Consider the following 17,727-nt stretch of genomic DNA (forward strand, 5'->3'; position numbering starts at 1 on the left):
TGTCGTGCGCTCCTCCGGAGGTGCCTCCCCGGGCGCGCCCCTCGGGGGGCGCTCGTCGGGGCGCGCTCGTCGGGGGGCGCTCGTCGGGGGGCGCTCGTCGGGGCGCGCTCGTCGGGGTGGGCTCAGAGCTTGCGCAGCAGGGCCCGGCGGACCTTGTGGTCCTGGCCCTTCTGGAGGATCAGGGTGGCCCGGCCGCGGGTCGGCAGCACGTTCTCCAGCAGGTTGGGCTTGTTGATGGTGCGCCAGACCTGCCGGCCGTACTCCATCGCCTCCTCCTCCGGCACCTCGGTGAAGCGGCGGAAGTAGGAGTTCGGGTCCTGGAAGGCGGTCTGCCGCAGCTTGCGGAAGCGGTCCAGGTACCAGTGCTCGATGTCGTCGGTCCGGGCGTCGACGTAGATCGAGAAGTCGAAGTAGTCGGCCACCGCGAGGCGGGTGCGGCCGTCGCTGCCGGGCAGGGCCGGCTGGAGCACGTTCAGGCCCTCGACGATCAGGATGTCCGGGCGCTCCACGGTCAGCCGCTCGCCCTGCACGATGTCGTACACCAGGTGCGAGTAGACCGGCGCGCTGACCCGCTCCTTGCCCGCCTTCACGTCCGCGACGAAGCGCATCAGCGCCCGGCGGTCGTACGACTCCGGGAAGCCCTTGCGGGCCATCAGGCCGCGGCGGCGCAGCTCGGCGTTGGGGAGCAGGAAGCCGTCGGTGGTGACCAGTTCGACCCGGGGGTGCTCGGGCCAGCGGGCCAGCAGCGCCTGCAGCAGACGGGCGGTGGTGGACTTGCCGACCGCGACGGAGCCGGCCACGCCGATGATGAACGGGGTGCGGGTGCGCTCGGTGTCCGGGGTGTCCAGGAACGTGCCCAGCGTCCCGCGCAGCTCGTGCGTGGCGTGGATGTACAGGTTCAGCAGGCGCGACAGCGGCAGGTAGACGTCGCGGACCTCGTCCAGGTCGAGGGCGGTCCCGAGGCCGCGCAGCCGTTCCACCTCCTCGGCGGTCAGCGGCAGCGGCGTACGCTCGCGCAGCGCGCTCCACTCGGCCCGGCTGAGGTCCACGTAGGGGGACGGGGACGGGCCGGGCGTGGCGGCGCCCGGCGTACAGAGTTCGGTCAGCACATGCTCCATTGTGAGCCGTCGCGGCGTTCACGGTGGCTGTGGTGTCGGTCACGCAGTGTTCCCGCGCGGCGGGAAAACGGCCACAGAACCGCCCTTATGCTGGCACGCATGTGCGGAATTGTTGGATACGTGGGCGCTCAGACCGCCCTCGACGTAGTAATCGCAGGCTTGCAGCGACTGGAGTACCGGGGCTACGACTCGGCCGGTGTCGCGGTGCAGGTCCAGGACTCCGAAGGGCAGTGGAGCCTGGCCACCGACAAGCGGGCGGGCAAGCTCGCCAACCTGGAGAAGTCGCTCGCCGAGACCCCTCTGCCCGGCGGCACCACCGGCATCGGCCACACCCGCTGGGCCACCCACGGCGGCCCGACGGACGCCAACGCCCACCCCCACCTGGACGACCGCGAGCGGGTCGCGGTGGTGCACAACGGCATCATCGAGAACTTCGCCCAGCTGCGCGCCGAGATCGCCGAGCGCGGCCACACCCTCCGGTCCGAGACCGACACCGAGGTCGTCGCCCACCTGCTGGGCGAGGCCTACGCGGGCGACCTCGCCGAGGCCATGCGGGCGGTCTGCCGTCAGCTGGAGGGCGCCTTCACCCTGGTCGCCGTGCACGCGGACGCGCCGGACGTGGTCGTCGGCGCCCGCCGCAACTCGCCGCTGGTGGTCGGCCGTGGCGAGGGCGAGAACTTCCTCGCCTCGGACGTCGCCGCCTTCATCGCCCACACCCGTGAGGCGATCGAGCTGGGCCAGGACCAGGTGGTCGAGCTGCGCCGGGAGGGCGTGACCGTCACCAACTTCGACGGCACCCCGGCCGACGTGCGCGAGTACCACGTGGACTGGGACGCCTCCGCCGCCGAGAAGGGCGGTTACGACTACTTCATGCTCAAGGAGATCGCCGAGCAGCCGAAGGCGGTCGCCGACACCCTGCTCGGCCGGATCGGCACCGACGGCCGGCTGACCCTCGACGAGCTGCGGATCTCCGACGCCGACCTGCGCTCGGTCGACAAGGTCGTCATCGTGGCCTGCGGCACGGCCTTCCACGCCGGCATGATCGCCAAGTACGCGATCGAGCACTGGACCCGCATCCCCTGCGAGGTCGAGGTCGCCTCCGAGTTCCGCTACCGCGACCCGATCATGGGCCCGGGCACGCTGGTCATCGCCATCTCGCAGTCCGGCGAGACCATGGACACCCTGATGGCCCTGCGGCACGCCCGCGAGCAGGGCGCCAAGGTGCTGGCGATCTGCAACACCAACGGCTCCACCATCCCGCGCGAGTCGGACGCGGTGCTGTACACCCACGCCGGTCCGGAGGTCGCGGTCGCCTCGACCAAGGCGTTCCTGACCCAGCTGGTCGCCTGCTACCTGGTCGCCCTGTACCTGGGCCAGGTGCGCGGCACCAAGTGGGGCGACGAGATCTTCGCCGTCATCAAGGAGCTCGGCGACGCGCCGAAGCAGGTCGAGCAGGTCCTGGAGACCATGGAGCCGGTGCGCGAGCTGGCCCGCTCGCTGGCCGACGCCCGCTCGGTGCTGTTCCTCGGCCGCCACGTCGGCTTCCCGGTGGCCCTGGAGGGCGCGCTCAAGCTCAAGGAGCTGGCGTACATGCACGCCGAGGGCTTCGCGGCGGGCGAGCTCAAGCACGGCCCGATCGCGCTGATCGAGGAGGGGCTGCCGGTCGTGGTGGTCGTGCCCTCGCCGCGCGGGCGGTCGATCCTGCACGACAAGATCGTCTCCAACATCCAGGAGATCCGGGCCCGCGGCGCCCGCACGATCGTGATCGCCGAGGAGGGCGACGAGGCCGTCGTCCCGTACGCGGACCACCTGATCCGCATCCCGGCGACCCCGACCCTGCTCCAGCCGCTGGTCTCCACCGTCCCGCTGCAGGTCTTCGCCTGCGAGCTGGCCACGGCCAAGGGCCACGAGGTCGACCAGCCGCGCAACCTGGCGAAGTCGGTCACCGTCGAGTAGCCGCTCGGCCGTACGGCGCCCCTGCGGTGGCTGCGTCCTACCGCAGGGGCGCCGTGTCGAGTGCGAACGAGAACGGGGCGGGGAGGTCGATCGCCTTGCCGAAACCGGTCTCGACGAGGGCGGTGTAGTCCCCGTTCTCGGGCTCGGTGAACAGTGTGACCCTCTCTTCGTCGCGGTCGGCCAATAGATAGCAGGGGATGCCTGCGGCGGCGTAGCCAAGCCGCTTCGGCTCGCGCTCCTTGAGCGGATTGGTCGACGTGATTTCCAGGACCAGCGCGACGCCCGTCGGTGGTGACCACGGTTCCTGGCCCCGGAAGCGGCCGACGGGGGCTACGGTCGCATCCGGGATGAATCGGCCGGTCGGGGTGATCAGGCCTTTGTGCGTGCTGACGTACAGGTCTCCGGCTGCTTCCCGTGCCACGGTACGGGCGAACCGGGCGACGACGTCCTCGTGCGCACCGCCCTGATGAGGAGTCACGATGATCTCTTCCCAGGCCTGGAAGAGTTCGATCTTGCACCCCTGGGGCACGTGCAGCCTCAGGAACGACTGAAGGATGTCCACAGGCGACAACGTAGGCGTACAGCCGGGTGTGCGCGGGGGATCGTTGTAGGGGTCACTCGAAAGTGCGCCCAGGTCTGATACCGGCCGACTTCTGAAGGAGTCCCCGAATGCGTCATGCACACCCTGTGGAAACCGTCCGGGCCGCGGAGGCCGAGCTGATGGCGCGGCTGCCGGAGGGCACGCTGATGCAGCGGGCGGCCGCGGGGCTGGCCGCGACGTGTGCGCGGCTGCTGACCGGGCGTCGGGGGCGGGTGTACGGCAGTCGGGTGACGGTGCTCGCGGGCAGCGGGGACAACGGGGGTGACGCCCTGTACGCGGGGGCCGCGCTGGCCCGGCGCGGGGCGCGGGTGACGGCGGTGCTGCTGGTACCGGAGAAGGCGCACCCGGGCGGGCTGGCCGCGCTGCGGGCCGCCCGTGGGCGGGTGACGGTGGAGCAGGAAGTCGGCCTGGCCGACTTCTCGCGCGCGGACCTGGTGCTGGACGGCATCGTCGGCATCGGCGGCCGGGGCGGGCTGCGCCCCGCGGCGGAGCCGTACGCGCGGGCGGCGCGACGCGGGGTGGTGGTCGCGGTGGACCTGCCGAGCGGGGTGGACGCCGACACCGGCGAGGTGCCGGGCGTGGCGCTGCGCGCGGACGTCACGGTCTGCTTCGGCACGTACAAGCCCGGTCTGCTGATCGACCCGGGGGCCTCGTACGCGGGCGCCGTGCAGCTGGTCGGCATCGGGCTGGAGCCGCCCGCCGCGGAGGTGACGGCGCTCCAGCACGCGGACGTGGCGGCGCTGCTGCCGGTGCCGGGCGCGGAGAGCGACAAGTACCGGCGCGGCGTGGTCGGGGTGGCGGCCGGCTCGGCGACGTACCCGGGGGCGGCGCTGCTCGCGGTGGCCGGGGCGCTGCACGGGGGCGCGGGCGCCGTCCGGTACGTGGGCACGGCGGCCGAGGAGGTGGTGCGGCGCTTCCCGGAGGTGCTGGTCACCGAGGGCGGTCCGGCCGGGGCCGGGCGGGTGCAGGCCTGGGTGGTCGGGCCGGGCGGCGGCGAGGGGGCGCGGCAGGCGCTGGCCGAGGCGCTGGCGAGCGACGTTCCGGTGCTGGTGGACGCGGACGGGCTGACCGAGCTGGGCCGGCTCGGCCCGGACGCGCTGGCCGGCCGCACCGCGCCCACCCTGCTCACCCCGCACACCGGCGAGGCCGCCCGGCTGCTCGCGGGCGCCGGGGGCGGCACGCCGCCGGCCGCCGACGACCTGGCCGCGGCCCGGCTGGCCACCGCCCGCCGGCTGGCGGCCGACTACCGCGCGACGGTGCTGCTGAAGGGCTCCACCACGGTGGTCGCCGACCCGGGCGGGGCCGTCCGGGTGAACCCGACCGGCACCTCCTGGCTGGCCACGGCCGGCAGCGGCGACGTGCTGGCCGGGCTGGCCGGCTCCCTGCTGGCGGCCGGCCTCGCGCCGCTGGACGCCGCGTCGGCGGCCGCCTACCTGCACGGCCTGGCCGGCCGTGAGGCGGCGGGCGAGCCGGGCGCCCCGACGACGGCGCTCGCGGTGGCCGACGCGCTGCCGGCGGTGTGGCGGGCGGTCCGGACGCCCTGACCGGGAAGGCCGGGAAGGCGCCCGGAGGTCCGGCAACCGGAACCGGACGGTCCGTCGAACGCGTCCGTGCAAGGGACGGACGAGCGGTTCGCCGCAGGTCGGCGCGGTGCGCGCGGCCCGGTCGTCGGCCGCCGCGCCGACGGGCCGTTCGGCGAGGACTCCGGGACGTCTGGGAGACTGACCCTGATGACAACTGCGAACACGATCGGCACAGCCACCCTCACCGACGGCGTACGGGCCGAGGCGACCATCGATCTCGCCGCCCTGCGCGGCAACCTCGCCGCGTTGCGCGAGCGCGTCGGCAGCACGGCGGTGATGCTCGCGGTCAAGGCGAACGCCTACGGCCACGGCGCGGTCGAGTGCGCCCGGGAGGCGGTCGCGAACGGGGTCGGCTGGCTCGGCTGCGCGACGCCGGACGAGGCGCTGGCCCTGCGGGCCGCGGGCATCCGCCCCGAGCAGGCCCGCATCCTGTGCTGGCTGTGGACGCCGGGCGGGCCGTGGTGCGAGGCGCTGCGCGCGGGCCTGGACATCTCGGTCAGCGGCCAGTGGGCGCTGGACGAGCTGCTGCCCGCCGTGCGCGAGACCGGCATCCCGGCCCGGGTGCACCTGAAGGCCGACACCGGCCTCGGCCGCAACGGCTGCCAGCCGCACGACTGGCCGCGGCTGGTGGCGGCCGCCCGCCGGGCCGAGGCGGAGGGGCTGCTGACGGTCGTCGGCGTCTGGTCGCACTTCGCCGCGGCGGACGAGCCCGGCCACCCGTCGATCCAGGCCCAGCTGGACTCCTACCGCGTCGCGCTGGCCACGGCCGAGGCCGCCGGGCTGCGCCCCGAGGTCCGGCACCTGGCGAACTCCCCGGCCACCCTGCTGCTGCCGGAGTCGCACTTCGACCTGGTCCGCACCGGCCTGGCCGCGTACGGGCTGTCGCCGGTGCCCGAGGTGGGCTCGCCGGCGGACTTCGGGCTGCGCCCGGTGATGGCGCTGACCGCGCGGCTGGCGCTGGTCAAGCACGTCCCCGGCGGGCACGGGGTCAGCTACGGCCACCACTACACGACGCCGGGCGAGACGACGCTGGGCCTGGTCCCGGTCGGCTACGGCGACGGCATCCCCCGGCACGCCAGCGGCACCGGCCCGGTGCAGATCGACGGCAAGTGGCGCACGGTGGCCGGCCGGGTCGCGATGGACCAGTTCGTGGTGGACCTCGGCGGCGACGCCCCAGCGATCGGTGACGAGGTGCTGCTGTTCGGCAACGGCGAGCGCGGCGAGCCCACCGCCGAGGACTGGGCCCGCGCCTGCGGCACCGTCTCGTACGAGATCATCACCCGGATCGGTGCCCGGGTGCCCCGCCGCTACCTGGGCGGCAGCCACGCCGAGGTCCGGTCGGCATGACCGGGGGGCCGGCCGAGGGCAGTCCGGTCGCGGCGGTCGCCAGGGCGGCCGGTGCCGCCTCCGGGGTGAGCCGGGCGGGTGTGATCGGGATCTCGGTCGGCGTGCTGGCAGCCGGGGCGGCCGCGGGCGTCGCGATCGAGCGGCTGACCGTCGGCCGGGCGATGCGCCGCCGGGCCCGGGCCGAGCTGGACGCGAACGCCCCGTACGGCTCGCTGCGCGGGCGCCCGAGGACGGTGGCCGCGCCGGACGGCACCGAGCTGTACGTCGAGCTGGACGGCACCGGCTGGAGCGGGCCGGACGGCGGGACCGGTGCCGAGCCGCTGACCGTGGTGTTCTGCCACGGCTACTGCCTCAACCAGGACAGCTGGCACTTCCAGCGGGCCGCGCTGCGCGAGGGCCTGCGGCTGGTCTTCTGGGACCAGCGCAGCCACGGCCGCTCCGAGCGCTCCCGCTCGTACCTGGCGGGCGAGCCGGCCGGCATCGACCAGCTGGGCGGCGACCTCAAGGCGGTGGTCGACGCCGTCGCGCCGACCGGGCCGCTGGTGCTGGTGGGCCACTCGATGGGCGGCATGACGGTGATGGCGCTGGCCGACCAGCACCCGGAGCTGTTCCGCGAGCGCGTCGCCGGGGTGGCGCTGATCGGCACCCTCGCCGGGGACTGGAACGAGGTCAGCCTCGGCCTGCCGAAGGCCGGCGCGAAGCTGTTCAAGAAGGTCGCGCCCGGGGTGGTGAAGCTGCTGGGCCGCCAGGTCGACCTGGTCGAGGCGACCAGGCGGCTGGGCTCGGATGTGGCCGCCGTGTTCTACCGGAGGTTCTCCTTCGGCGGCCGGGACGTCGACCCCGGTGTGGTGCGCTTCGCCGAGCAGCTGCTGGACGCCACCCCGATCGACGTGGTCGCCGAGTTCTACCCGGTGTTCGGCGCGCACGAGAAGTACGGGGCGCTGGACGCCCTGCGCGGCCTGCCCGCACTGGTGCTGGCCGGGACGAAGGACCTGCTGACGCCCTCGACGCACAGCGAGGCGATGGCCGAGCGGCTGCCCGGCGCGGAGCTGGTGCTGGCCGAGGGCGCCGGGCACCTGGTGATGCTGGAGTGCCCGGAGCTGGTCGACCACGAGCTGGCCCGGCTGCTGCGCCGGGCCGCCGGCTTCGCCGGGGCCGCGCCGCTGCCCGCGGCCGTCCTCGACCTGGCCGGGGAACGGACCGCGGAGACCGCCGTCGACCCCGCCTGAGGCCCGGGTGCCCGCCCGGAGGGCCCACCCGCCGCGCGGGTGCCCGCCGATGTGGCACGGTAGCGGTGGCGGCCGGTGGTCGGCGCGCCGTACGGACCGAAGGGCAAGACACGCGCATGGGCTCGCACGCCACTCTCACCGTCCCCACCCCGGAGCGGATGGGCCGGCTCGGCCGGGAGCTGGCCGCGCTGCTGCGGCCGGGTGACCTGGTGCTGCTCTCCGGCGAGCTGGGGGCGGGGAAGACCACGCTGACCCGGGGCCTGGGGGAGGGGCTGCAGGTCCGCGGGGCGGTGACCTCGCCGACCTTCGTGATCGCCCGGGTGCACCCCTCGCTGGTCGGCGGCCCGGCGCTGGTGCACGTGGACGCGTACCGGCTGGGCGGGGACCTGGACGAGATGGAGGACCTCGACCTGGACGTCTCGCTGCCCGAGTCGGTGGTCGTGGTCGAGTGGGGCGAGGGCAAGGTCGAGCGGCTGTCCGAGGACCGGCTGGAGGTCCGGATCGAGCGCGCCATCGGCGGCACCGAGGGCGGGGACGACCAGGACCCGCGCCGGGTGGTGCTGACCGGCATCGGCCCGCGCTGGGCGGACGCGGCGCTGGCGGAACTCGGATAGCCGGGAGGGCGCCGACGACCCGCCGACGGGGCTCCGACGACTCGCCGACATCTTGCCGACAGACTGTCGGCAAGATGTTGCGGCCGGGGTGCCGGGCGTGGTGGGATGGGTGCTGCGGTTAGGTCTGCCTAACTAGGGAGGCGCCATGTCGAGCACCACCCCCGCCCCGCAGCGCGCGGTCACCGCCGCCGGGGCCGGAGAGTCCGCCCGTCGCGTTCCGGGAGAGCCGATGCGGGCGCTGCTGGCCGCCTGCGCGGCCGCCGAGGCGGTGTCCACACCGCCCGGACCGCGCCCCCGGCAGGACGGACCGCGGCCCGGACACGACGAACGGCCCGAGGCGCGGACGCCCCGGGCCGCCTGAGGCCGCTCCTCCCGAACCCGAACCCGAACCCGAACCCGAACCCGAACCCGAACCCGAATCCGGGCCGCCCGGTCCCGTCCGGGCTCAGGCGATCACGACCACCTTGGTGTCCTTCGGCGCGAAGTCCCAGAGCAGCTGCCCCTCGGCGCGGCCGCTGCGGATGCCGCCGGTCTTGGCGCTCGGGTCGGTGGTCGGCGTCGCGCCGTCCACCGCCGCGCTGAAGCCGAACACCACGCCGTTCTGCTGCGCGAAGCGCACCACGTGCTCGATCTGCTTGCCGTCCGTCCCGGTGGTGGTCGGGGTGCGGCTGTACACCGCGTAGCTGCCCGGGGCCGGCTCGACCGAGCCCGGGGTGACCGGGAAGGCGGCCGCGACCTGCGGGCTCTTCTTCGGGTCGACCAGCCAGACGTAGTGGCTGCCGACCGAGTACACCACCCGGGTGCCGGTGCCCGAGGTGGCCGGCAGCGGGGGGACGGTCGGGGTGGCCGCGGCGGTGGGCGCCGCGGCGGTGGCCGTGCCGGTCGCCGTGGTGGTGGCGGTGGGCTTGGGGCCGCCGGCCCGGTCCTGGGCGCCGTTGGCCTGGAAGGCCAGCAGGCTCACCACCGCCAGGGCCCCCAGGGTCAACCCCGTGACCACCACTCCAGGACCCATCTTCGCCACGTTGCCGCTCCCGCCGCCGTCCCTTTACGTACGGCCCCATCGTGCCAGGTTCATCCGCGCGGGTCGCAGTGCCTCGGATCTGTGTTCCCGCCTGGTACACCCTGCCGATCGGCCGGTCGGCCCAACGTCGGTCTAACCTTGACCCGTGCTGCTGCTCGCGTTCGACACCGCTACCCCCGCCGTCACCGCCGCCGTCCACGACGGCACGGCCGTCCTCGCCGAGACCCACCAGGTCGACGCCAGGCGCCACGGTGAACTGCTGCTGCCCGCGATCGACCAGGTGCTGCGGGCCGCCGGGGTGGACAAGCACCGGCTGACCGGCATCGCGGTCGGCGTCGGCCCCGGCCCGTACACCGGCCTGCGGGTCGGACTGGTGACCGCCGCCGCGCTCGGCCACGCCCTCGGGCTGCCGGTGCACGGCGTCTGCACGCTGGACGCGATCGCCTTCCAGGCCCGCGCCGAGGGCCTGGCCGGGCAGCCGTTCACGGCCGCCACCGACGCGCGCCGCAAGGAGGTCTACTGGGCCTCGTACGACGCCGAGGGCCGCCGCACCGAGGGCCCCGCCGTGGACCGCCCGGCCGAGCTGACCCCGCAGCCGCGCTCCGTCGGCGCCGGCGCGCTGCTCTACCCCGACGCCTTCCCGGGCGCGCACGGCCCCGAGCACGTCTCGGCCGGCGCCCTGGCCGGCTTCGCCGCCGCCGAGCTGGCCGCCGGGCGCGAGCTGCTGCCCAACCACCCGCTGTACCTGCGCCGCCCGGACGCCCAGGTCCCCGCGGCCTACAAGAACGTTCTGGGAGGCAAGGCGGTGCTCCCGGCGTGAACCACGGCACCACCCTGCGCCCGATGCGCTGGTGGGACATCGCGCCGGTGCTGGAGCTGGAGCTGCGGCTCTTCCCCGAGGACGCCTGGTCCGCCGGGATGTTCTGGTCCGAACTGGCCGAGTCCCACCCCGGCGGCACCCGCCACTACACCGTCGCGGCCGCCCCGGACGGCAGGATCGTCGGCTACGCCGGACTGATGGCGATCGCCGGCGAGGGCGACGTCCAGACCATCGCCGTCGACGAGCGCCACCAGGGCGCCGGCCTCGGCACGGCGCTGCTCACCGACCTGATCCGGGAGGCCGCCCGGCGCGAGTGCGCCGAGCTGCTGCTGGAGGTGCGGGTGGACAACCCGCGCGCCCAGCGGCTGTACGAGCGCCACGGCTTCGAACCGGTGGGCATCCGGCGCGGCTACTACCAGCCCGCCAACGTCGACGCGCTGGTGATGCGCCTCGACCACCCGAGCACTGACAGCACTGACCCGAAGGACATTGAGGACACCCGCCATGGCTGACGAACCGCTCGTCCTCGGCATCGAGACCTCCTGCGACGAGACCGGCGTCGGCATCGTGCGCGGCACCACGCTGCTGGCCGACGCGGTCGCCTCCAGCGTCAACGACCACGCCCGCTTCGGCGGCGTCGTCCCGGAGATCGCCAGCCGCGCGCACCTGGAGGCGATGGTCCCGACCATCCAGCGCGCCCTGGACACCGCCGGGATCAAGGCGAGCGACCTGGACGGCATCGCCGTCACCGCCGGCCCCGGCCTGGCCGGCGCGCTGCTGGTCGGCGTCAGCGCCGCGAAGGCGTACGCCTGGGCGCTGGACAAGCCGCTGTACGGGGTCAACCACCTCGCCTCGCACATCTGCGTCGACCAGCTGGAGCACGGCCGGCTGCCCTCGCCGACGATGGCCCTGCTGGTCTCCGGCGGGCACTCCTCGCTGCTGCTCAGCGAGGACATCACCAGCGACGTCCGCCCGCTCGGCGCGACCATCGACGACGCGGCCGGCGAGGCCTTCGACAAGGTCGCCCGGGTGCTCGGCCTCGGCTTCCCCGGCGGCCCGATCGTCGACCGCACGGCCCGCGAGGGCGACCCGAAGGCGATCGCCTTCCCGCGCGGGCTGAGCGGCCGCAACGACCCGGCGTACGACTTCTCCTTCTCCGGCCTGAAGACCGCCGTCGCCCGCTGGGTGGAGGCCAAGCGCCGGGCCGGCGAGGAGGTGCCGGTCGCCGACGTGGCGGCGTCCTTCCAGGAGGCGGTCACCGACGTGCTCACCCGCAAGGCCGTCAAGGCGTGCAAGGACAACGGCGTCGACCACCTGATGATCGGCGGCGGCGTGGCGGCCAACTCGCGGCTGCGCGAGATGGCCCAGCAGCGCTGCGACCGGGCCGGCATCCGGCTGCGGGTGCCCCGGCCGGGCCTGTGCACCGACAACGGCGCGATGGTCGCGGCACTGGGCGCCGAGATGGTGTGGCGCGACCGCACGCCGTCCGCCCTCGACCTGTCGGCGGACTCCTCGCTGCCGGTGACCGAGACCCACGTGCCCCACACGGACTTCCACGGCCAGGCCTACGACGCCCTCGGCGGCGGCGCGGCATGACCGTCGCCGCGATGTGGGAGGCCCGGGCGGCGACCGGCCGGGGCGACGAACTCGCCGCCTGGGTACGGGAGTCGGTGCTGCCCGCGGTCCGCGGCTCGGCCGGTCTGGAGCGCCTCGAACTGCTCTCCGCCCCGGGCGAGCGGGTGCTGCTGATCACCTGGTGGAACGGCGAGCCGGTGCCCGTCGCCGACCCGCCCGCCGGGCTGCTCGGCCGTCCGGTGCACCGCTGGTCCTTCACCAGCGAGCACGTCGAGTAGCCCCTGGCCGGGAACCGCCGCGGCGGTCGGTACCGTGCATAGCTGAGAGAAGGCTGGACGGGAACCGGGAGCGCGCAGCGGTGATCAGGCGGAGCAGGACCAGGACGTACGGGGTGGGGGCGCTGGCCCTGCTGGCCTTCGCCACCGCGTGCGGGGACAACGGGGGCGGTGGCGGTGCCGCCCCCGCCGCCACGACGGCGGCGGCCACGCCCCGGCCCACCGGCGCGGCGCCGACCAGTGCCTCCGCGCCCCCTTCGGCGGGCACCCCGGCGGGCGCCGACGCGGCGGCCTGGGCCAAGTGGAACCTCACCCCGCTCGCCCCCGCCCCGGCGCCGCCCGCCGACAAGCCGATCAAGCTCGAACGGACTGGCCCCGTACCGGTGTTCAGCGATGTGAAGACCAGCGACAAGGTCGTCTTCATCACCATCGACGACGGCGCCGAGAAGGACCCGAAGTTCGTCGAGATGCTCACCGACCTCAAGGTGCCGATCTCGATGTTCCTGACGAAGGACATCGTCAAGAACGACTACGGCTACTTCAAGCCGCTCCAGGCGCTGGGCAACCACATCCAGAACCACACCGTGGACCACCCGGTGATGAGCAAGCTGTCGGCCGACAAGCAGAAGGCCGAGATCTGCGACGACCAGGCCGCGCTCACCCAGCAGTACGGCACCGCCCCGCTGCTGTTCCGCCCGCCGTTCGGCGACGGGGCCAACACCCCGGTGCTCAACACCTCGGTGCAGCAGTGCGGCCCGCGCGCGATCGTGCTCTGGCGCGAGTCGATGCAGATCCACGACATGCAGTACCAGGCCGCGGACAAGAAGCTGAAGCCCGGCGACATCGTCCTGGCGCACTTCCGCGGCCCCAAGGAGCTCAAGGGCGCCACGATGACCCAGATGTTCGGCGACCTGCTGGCCCGGATCCAGGAGCAGGGCTTCTCGGTGGCCCGGCTGGAGGACTACATCCAGGCGCCCGCCTCGTAGCCCCGTCCCGGTCCCGGGCCCGGCGCCGTGGGCCGGGCCGCCGCGCCGGGGGTCAGACCGGCTGCCCCAGCATCATCAGCGGCCCGTTGTCGGTGCGGCTGAGGATCACCGTGACGGTGTTCGGCCCGGAGGGCTTGAGCTGGCGGCGCAGCTCCTCCGGGGTGATCGCCATCCCGCGCTTCTTGATCACCACCGTGCCGACCGCCCGCTCGCGCAGCAGCGCCTTCAGCTTCTTGATGTTGAAGGGCAGCACGTCGGTGAGCTCGAAGGCGTGCGCGTACGGCGTCGCGACCAGCTCGTCCGAGGTCAGGTAGGCGATCTTCGGGTCGATCAGCCGGCCGCCCACCTGCCCGGCCACCTCGGCCACCAGGTGGGCCCGGATCACCGCGCCGTCCGGCTCGTACAGGTAGCGCCCGACCGGGCCGGCCGGCGGGTCGGGCAGGTCGCCGCCGGTCAGGCTGGCGCCGTGCGGCAGCAGGGTGGCGCGGTGCGGGCTGGTGGCCCTGGTGCCGAACCAGAGCACCGCCTCCTTGACGTCGCCGTGGTCCGAGACCCACTCGGCCTCGGCGTCCTCCGGCACGGCCTCGTGCGGGATGCCCGGCGCGACCTTCAGCGCGCCGATCGGGGTCCGCCGGCCGGCCTCGATCGCCCAGGAGAGCGGCGGGGCGTACGCCTCCGGGTCGAACACCCGGCCGCGCGCGGTGCGCCGGGCCGGGTCGGTGAACACCGCGTCGTAGCCGGTGACGTCCACCTCGGCGACGTCCGCGCAGCGCACCTCGACCAGGTCGGCCAGGCCCAGCGCGGCCGCGTTGGCCGCGGTGGCGGCGCAGGCCGCCGGGTCCCTGTCGACGGCCAGCACCTCGATGCCGGCCCGGGCCAGCGCCAGCACGTCCCCGCCGATGCCGCAGCACAGGTCCGCCAGCCGCCGTACGCCCAGGTCGGCGAACCGCCGGGCCCGCCACTCGGCCACGCTGCGCCGGGTGGACTGCTCGACCCCGTTGGGCGTGAAGTACATCAGGTCGGCGTCCGCCCCGAACTTCGCCCGCGCCCGCTGCCGCAGCCGCGCCTGCCCGAACGCGGCCGACACCAGCTCCGCCGGGTGCTCCCGCCGCAGGCGGGTCGCCAGCGCGAGCTCCTCCTCGGGGGTGAACTCGCGCAGCTCGGCGAGCAGGGCCTGGCCCTCGGGGGTCAGCAGCGGCTGGAGGTTCTCGGTGTCCACGGGGCCATTCTCGCGGGTCGGCCGGGTGGCCGGTCGGCCGGAGCGGCCGCGCGGCGTTCACCGGCCGATGACGGGGACGTCGGAGGTCAGCCAGAACACCAGCGGCATCAGCGGCGCGGCCGCCAGCGCGGCGTACGGCGTGATCCGGTACCCGAGCCGCCGGGTGCCCCGGCCGGTCAGTGCCAGCAGGACGAGCATCACCACGACGCCGAAGACGTCCAGGGCCTCCACCCCGGGGCCGTACAGGGCGAGCAGCTTCAGCCAGTTGAGCACGAACGACCCGACGGACGCCGCCGCGACGGCCCCGGCGACCACCACCGCGGCGAGCACCAGGTCCGGCGCCCAGTGGACCGGCGGCCGCCCGGGCGCGCCGTGGGGCCGGCTCACCGGAGCCACCCCGCGCCGGCGAGGGCGGTCAGCAGGGCGGGGCTGACCGCGGCGGCGACCGGGGTGATCCGGTAGCCCCGCCGGTGGGTGTACCGGGCCACCGCCACGACCGGGACGAGCAGCAGCGCGGTCGCGGCGCCCCGGGCCGCCCAGCCGCCGATCGCGGGGTGGGCCTCCAGCGCGAGCGCGGCCAGGAAGGCCGCGATCCAGCCGAACCCCAGCAGCGAGGCGGCCCCCAGGACCGTCAGCAGCGCGAGCAGCAGGTCCGTCGGACGGCCGACCGGGCGCAGCGGGTCGGCGGGCGGCAGCCGGTTCACCGCCACAGCACGCCCGAGGAGAGGACCGCTGGCAGCGCGAACGGGGCGAGCCCGGCGGCGACCGGGAGGAGCCGGTAGCCGGACCGCCGGCTGCGGAAGGCCACCACGAGGCCCGCCGCCAGGGCGACCACCGGGGCGGCCAGCATCCCGATGCCCAAGAAGGCCCACCCGCGCCCGTCCCCGTCGTCCCCGTAGCCGGGGATGTTGCCGAGGCAGGCGACGAGGAGGAAGGCGACGAACGGCAGCACGGCCCCCAGCAGGGGCAGCGACAGCAGGGCGAGGGCGGCGTCCTTGGGCCGGGACGGGCCGATGCGCACCGGGATCGAGGTCATGGCAGGAGTCTGGCGGGGCCGGGCCCGGTCGTACATGAGTACGGCTACTCAATCGCGAACCGGGGACTTCCGGGACTCGCCGTTGGCACTCTGGTTGACTGAGTGCTAACACGGCCCTATGGTCATCCTTGGCACTCACCACTAGGGGAGTGCTAACGCGACGACGTGTGTCTGACCCCCGCGACGGCAGGCCCGCAGGATCGCCCCTACCCGTTAGAAAACCCCGTAATCTCCGAAGGGGAGCTCGGACGTGACCACCAGCAGCAAGGTTGCCATCAAGCCGCTCGAGGACCGCATCGTGGTCCAGCCGCTCGACGCCGAGACCACCACGGCCTCCGGCCTGGTTATCCCGGACACCGCCAAGGAGAAGCCCCAGGAGGGCGTCGTCCTGGCCGTCGGCCCGGGCCGCTTCGAGGACGGTCAGCGTCTGCCGCTCGACCTCGCCGTCGGCGACATCGTCCTGTACTCGAAGTACGGCGGCACCGAGGTGAAGTACAAGGGCGAGGAGTACCTCGTCCTCTCGGCCCGCGACGTTCTCGCGGTCATCGAGAAGTAAGACGTACCGACCCGCCCCGGATCCGTGTCCCAGTGACAGGGGCCCGGGGCGTGGTTGTTGGTTCACGTAGTTCGGCGGCCGGTGGGCCGGCCGCAGCCCCGAGGGAATAGGGAACATGGCGAAGATCCTGCAGTTCGACGAGGACGCCCGCCGCTCGCTGGAGCGCGGTGTCAACAAGCTGGCCGACACCGTCAAGGTGACCATCGGCCCCAAGGGCCGCAACGTCGTCATCGACAAGAAGTTCGGCGCCCCGACCATCACCAACGACGGTGTCACCATCGCCCGCGAGGTCGAGCTGGACGACCCGTACGAGAACCTTGGCGCGCAGCTCGTCAAGGAGGTCGCCACCAAGACCAACGACGTCGCGGGTGACGGCACCACGACCGCCACCGTGCTGGCCCAGGCCCTGGTCAACGAGGGTCTGCGCAACGTCGCCGCCGGTGCCGGCCCGGCCGCCCTGAAGAAGGGCATCGACAAGGCCGTCGCCGCGGTCTCCGAGCACCTGCTGTCCGTCGCCCGCGAGATCGAGGGCAAGGACGACGTCGCCGCCGTCGCCTCCCTCTCCGCGCAGGACACCCAGGTCGGCGAGCTGATCGCCGAGGCGATCGACAAGGTCGGCAAGGACGGTGTCATCACCGTCGAGGAGTCGAACACCTTCGGCGTGGAGCTGGACTTCACCGAGGGCATGCAGTTCGACAAGGGCTACCTGTCGCCGTACTTCGTCACCGACGCCGAGCGCCAGGAAGCGGTCCTCGAGGACCCGTACATCCTGATCAACCAGGGCAAGATCTCCTCGATCCAGGAGCTGCTGCCGCTGCTGGAGAAGATCCTCCAGGGCGGTGCCTCCAAGCCGCTGCTGATCATCGCCGAGGACGTCGACGGCGAGGCGCTGTCGACCCTGGTCGTGAACAAGATCCGTGGCACCTTCAACGCCGTCGCCGTCAAGGCCCCGGGCTTCGGCGACCGCCGCAAGGCGATCCTCGGCGACCTGGCCGTCCTGACCGGTGGCCAGGTCATCTCCGAGGAGGTCGGCCTCAAGCTCGACCAGGTCGGCCTGGACGTGCTGGGCACCGCCCGCCGCGTGACCATCACCAAGGACGAGACCACGGTCGTCGACGGTGCCGGTGACTCCGAGGCCGTCGCCGGCCGCGTCGCCCAGATCAAGGGCGAGATCGCCGCGACCGACTCCGACTGGGACCGCGAGAAGCTGCAGGAGCGCCTGGCCAAGCTGGCCGGCGGCGTCTGCGTCATCAAGGTCGGCGCCGCCACCGAGGTGGAGCTGAAGGAGCGCAAGCACCGCCTGGAGGACGCCATCTCGGCGACCCGCGCCGCGGTCGAGGAGGGCATCGTCGCCGGCGGTGGCGCCTCCCTGGTCCACGCCGCCAAGGTGCTGGACGAGGGCCTGGGCCTGTCGGGTGACGAGGCCACCGGTGTCGCCGTGGTCCGCAAGGCGCTGCACGAGCCGCTGCGCTGGATCGCCCAGAACGCCGGCCTGGAGGGCTACGTCATCACCTCCAAGGTCGCCGAGCTGGAGATCGGCCAGGGCTACAACGCCGCCACCGGCGAGTACGGCGACCTGGTGAAGGCCGGCGTCATCGACCCGGTCAAGGTCACCCGCTCCGCCCTGGAGAACGCCGCCTCGATCGCCTCCCTGCTTCTCACCACCGAGACCCTCGTGGTGGAGAAGAAGGAGGAGGAGGCCGACAACGGTCACGGCCACGGCCACGGCCACTCGCACTGAGGCTCCGACGCCTGACCGGAGGCCCGGTCCGCTCCCCCCGGGGGGAGCGC

At 74.0% G+C, this 17,727-nt stretch carries 20 protein-coding genes; 13 read left to right on the forward strand and 7 right to left on the reverse strand.

Annotated elements, in window-relative coordinates; genetic code table 11:
* Positions 1 to 122 precede the first annotated feature (122 nt).
* Positions 123 to 1,118 (reverse strand): type I pantothenate kinase, encoded by a 996-nt coding sequence (gene coaA / locus ACFCY1_RS25545; RefSeq protein ID WP_049649055.1) that lies wholly within the window; start codon positions 1,116 to 1,118, stop codon positions 123 to 125.
* 99 nt (positions 1,119 to 1,217) lie between these two features.
* On the opposite strand from coaA, the gene glmS reads away from it, so the two are divergent.
* Positions 1,218 to 3,074 carry a glutamine--fructose-6-phosphate transaminase (isomerizing) gene (glmS, locus tag ACFCY1_RS25550; RefSeq protein ID WP_117488219.1) on the forward strand — a complete coding sequence of 619 codons (1,857 nt, stop codon included), beginning with the start codon at positions 1,218 to 1,220 and terminating at the stop codon, positions 3,072 to 3,074.
* A 37-nt stretch (positions 3,075 to 3,111) separates the two neighbouring features.
* On the opposite strand, the gene ACFCY1_RS25555 is transcribed toward glmS, so the two are convergent.
* Complete coding sequence (locus ACFCY1_RS25555; RefSeq protein ID WP_375876158.1) at positions 3,112 to 3,636, reverse strand: Uma2 family endonuclease; 525 nt, start codon at positions 3,634 to 3,636, stop codon at positions 3,112 to 3,114.
* Between the two features lie 107 nt (positions 3,637 to 3,743).
* Here ACFCY1_RS25555 and ACFCY1_RS25560 point away from each other — a divergent pair, with 107 nt between their 5' ends.
* From ACFCY1_RS25560 to ACFCY1_RS25580, 5 genes are all read left to right on the forward strand, one after another.
* A complete protein-coding gene (locus ACFCY1_RS25560) occupies positions 3,744 to 5,219 on the forward strand; it encodes an NAD(P)H-hydrate dehydratase (RefSeq protein ID WP_375876159.1) in 1,476 nt (491 codons plus the stop codon).
* Positions 5,220 to 5,405: 186 nt separating this feature from the next.
* Complete coding sequence (alr, locus tag ACFCY1_RS25565) at positions 5,406 to 6,605, forward strand: alanine racemase (protein WP_375876160.1); 1,200 nt, start codon at positions 5,406 to 5,408, stop codon at positions 6,603 to 6,605.
* On the forward strand, positions 6,602 to 7,834 hold the full coding sequence (locus ACFCY1_RS25570; RefSeq protein WP_375876161.1) for an alpha/beta fold hydrolase: 1,233 nt from the start codon (positions 6,602 to 6,604) through the stop codon (positions 7,832 to 7,834). The genes alr and ACFCY1_RS25570 overlap by 4 nt, the downstream gene beginning before the upstream one ends.
* 116 nt (positions 7,835 to 7,950) lie before the next feature.
* The gene (tsaE, locus tag ACFCY1_RS25575) at positions 7,951 to 8,448 is read left to right on the forward strand and encodes a tRNA (adenosine(37)-N6)-threonylcarbamoyltransferase complex ATPase subunit type 1 TsaE (RefSeq protein ID WP_049655956.1); all 498 of its coding nucleotides are present in this window, start codon (positions 7,951 to 7,953) and stop codon (positions 8,446 to 8,448) included.
* A 145-nt stretch (positions 8,449 to 8,593) separates the two neighbouring features.
* A complete protein-coding gene (locus ACFCY1_RS25580) occupies positions 8,594 to 8,809 on the forward strand; it encodes a hypothetical protein (protein WP_049655953.1) in 216 nt (71 codons plus the stop codon).
* Between the two features lie 84 nt (positions 8,810 to 8,893).
* Here the strand turns inward: ACFCY1_RS25580 and ACFCY1_RS25585 are convergent, their stop codons facing one another.
* Positions 8,894 to 9,460: a hypothetical protein gene (locus ACFCY1_RS25585; RefSeq protein WP_049655963.1), complete on the reverse strand. Its 567-nt coding sequence runs from the start codon at positions 9,458 to 9,460 to the stop codon at positions 8,894 to 8,896.
* A gap of 154 nt (positions 9,461 to 9,614) precedes the next feature.
* On the opposite strand from ACFCY1_RS25585, the gene tsaB reads away from it, so the two are divergent.
* The 5 genes from tsaB (at position 9,615) to ACFCY1_RS25610 (ending at position 13,125) form a co-directional block, all read left to right on the forward strand.
* A complete protein-coding gene (gene tsaB / locus ACFCY1_RS25590) occupies positions 9,615 to 10,289 on the forward strand; it encodes a tRNA (adenosine(37)-N6)-threonylcarbamoyltransferase complex dimerization subunit type 1 TsaB (protein WP_049655952.1) in 675 nt (224 codons plus the stop codon).
* 23 nt (positions 10,290 to 10,312) lie between these two features.
* The gene (gene rimI, locus ACFCY1_RS25595) at positions 10,313 to 10,801 is read left to right on the forward strand and encodes a ribosomal protein S18-alanine N-acetyltransferase (RefSeq protein WP_049655961.1); all 489 of its coding nucleotides are present in this window, start codon (positions 10,313 to 10,315) and stop codon (positions 10,799 to 10,801) included.
* The gene (gene tsaD / locus ACFCY1_RS25600; protein ID WP_049655951.1) at positions 10,794 to 11,885 is read left to right on the forward strand and encodes a tRNA (adenosine(37)-N6)-threonylcarbamoyltransferase complex transferase subunit TsaD; all 1,092 of its coding nucleotides are present in this window, start codon (positions 10,794 to 10,796) and stop codon (positions 11,883 to 11,885) included. Before rimI ends, tsaD begins: the two co-directional genes overlap by 8 nt.
* Positions 11,882 to 12,142: a hypothetical protein gene (locus tag ACFCY1_RS25605; protein WP_074003950.1), complete on the forward strand. Its 261-nt coding sequence runs from the start codon at positions 11,882 to 11,884 to the stop codon at positions 12,140 to 12,142. The genes tsaD and ACFCY1_RS25605 overlap by 4 nt, the downstream gene beginning before the upstream one ends.
* An 80-nt stretch (positions 12,143 to 12,222) precedes the next feature.
* Entirely contained in the window at positions 12,223 to 13,125 is a 903-nt protein-coding gene (locus ACFCY1_RS25610) for a polysaccharide deacetylase family protein (protein ID WP_375876162.1), read from the forward strand.
* A gap of 52 nt (positions 13,126 to 13,177) precedes the next feature.
* Here the strand turns inward: ACFCY1_RS25610 and ACFCY1_RS25615 are convergent, their stop codons facing one another.
* Genes ACFCY1_RS25615 through ACFCY1_RS25630 form a run of 4 tightly spaced genes read right to left on the reverse strand, consistent with a single transcriptional unit; the run spans position 13,178 to position 15,380 of the window.
* On the reverse strand, positions 13,178 to 14,344 hold the full coding sequence (locus ACFCY1_RS25615) for a methyltransferase domain-containing protein (RefSeq protein WP_375876163.1): 1,167 nt from the start codon (positions 14,342 to 14,344) through the stop codon (positions 13,178 to 13,180).
* A gap of 57 nt (positions 14,345 to 14,401) precedes the next feature.
* A complete protein-coding gene (locus ACFCY1_RS25620; protein WP_117488207.1) occupies positions 14,402 to 14,731 on the reverse strand; it encodes a hypothetical protein in 330 nt (109 codons plus the stop codon).
* A complete protein-coding gene (locus ACFCY1_RS25625; RefSeq protein WP_375876165.1) occupies positions 14,728 to 15,048 on the reverse strand; it encodes a hypothetical protein in 321 nt (106 codons plus the stop codon). The genes ACFCY1_RS25620 and ACFCY1_RS25625 overlap by 4 nt, the downstream gene beginning before the upstream one ends.
* Complete coding sequence (locus ACFCY1_RS25630; RefSeq protein WP_375876166.1) at positions 15,045 to 15,380, reverse strand: hypothetical protein; 336 nt, start codon at positions 15,378 to 15,380, stop codon at positions 15,045 to 15,047. Before ACFCY1_RS25630 ends, ACFCY1_RS25625 begins: the two co-directional genes overlap by 4 nt.
* A 250-nt stretch (positions 15,381 to 15,630) precedes the next feature.
* On the opposite strand from ACFCY1_RS25630, the gene groES reads away from it, so the two are divergent.
* A complete protein-coding gene (gene groES, locus ACFCY1_RS25635; RefSeq protein WP_049654366.1) occupies positions 15,631 to 15,936 on the forward strand; it encodes a co-chaperone GroES in 306 nt (101 codons plus the stop codon).
* Between the two features lie 115 nt (positions 15,937 to 16,051).
* The gene (groL, locus tag ACFCY1_RS25640) at positions 16,052 to 17,677 is read left to right on the forward strand and encodes a chaperonin GroEL (protein WP_049654364.1); all 1,626 of its coding nucleotides are present in this window, start codon (positions 16,052 to 16,054) and stop codon (positions 17,675 to 17,677) included.
* Positions 17,678 to 17,727: the final 50 nt, after the last annotated feature.

The sequence above is a fragment of the Kitasatospora sp. NPDC056273 genome (assembly GCF_042268845.1).
Lineage (GTDB): Bacteria > Actinomycetota > Actinomycetes > Streptomycetales > Streptomycetaceae > Kitasatospora.

Bases quoted from the DNA above. Each gene is read 5' to 3' on its own strand.
- coaA (WP_049649055.1), bottom strand. From the start codon at position 1,118: ATGGAGCATGTGCTGACCGAACTCTGTACGCCGGGCGCCGCCACGCCC.
- glmS (WP_117488219.1), top strand. From the start codon at position 1,218: ATGTGCGGAATTGTTGGATACGTGGGCGCTCAGACCGCCCTCGACGTA.
- ACFCY1_RS25560 (WP_375876159.1), top strand. From the start codon at position 3,744: ATGCGTCATGCACACCCTGTGGAAACCGTCCGGGCCGCGGAGGCCGAG.
- alr (WP_375876160.1), top strand. From the start codon at position 5,406: ATGACAACTGCGAACACGATCGGCACAGCCACCCTCACCGACGGCGTA.
- ACFCY1_RS25570 (WP_375876161.1), top strand. From the start codon at position 6,602: ATGACCGGGGGGCCGGCCGAGGGCAGTCCGGTCGCGGCGGTCGCCAGG.
- tsaE (WP_049655956.1), top strand. From the start codon at position 7,951: ATGGGCTCGCACGCCACTCTCACCGTCCCCACCCCGGAGCGGATGGGC.
- ACFCY1_RS25580 (WP_049655953.1), top strand. From the start codon at position 8,594: ATGTCGAGCACCACCCCCGCCCCGCAGCGCGCGGTCACCGCCGCCGGG.
- ACFCY1_RS25585 (WP_049655963.1), bottom strand. From the start codon at position 9,460: ATGGGTCCTGGAGTGGTGGTCACGGGGTTGACCCTGGGGGCCCTGGCG.
- rimI (WP_049655961.1), top strand. From the start codon at position 10,313: ATGCGCTGGTGGGACATCGCGCCGGTGCTGGAGCTGGAGCTGCGGCTC.
- tsaD (WP_049655951.1), top strand. From the start codon at position 10,794: ATGGCTGACGAACCGCTCGTCCTCGGCATCGAGACCTCCTGCGACGAG.
- ACFCY1_RS25605 (WP_074003950.1), top strand. From the start codon at position 11,882: ATGACCGTCGCCGCGATGTGGGAGGCCCGGGCGGCGACCGGCCGGGGC.
- ACFCY1_RS25630 (WP_375876166.1), bottom strand. From the start codon at position 15,380: ATGACCTCGATCCCGGTGCGCATCGGCCCGTCCCGGCCCAAGGACGCC.
- groL (WP_049654364.1), top strand. From the start codon at position 16,052: ATGGCGAAGATCCTGCAGTTCGACGAGGACGCCCGCCGCTCGCTGGAG.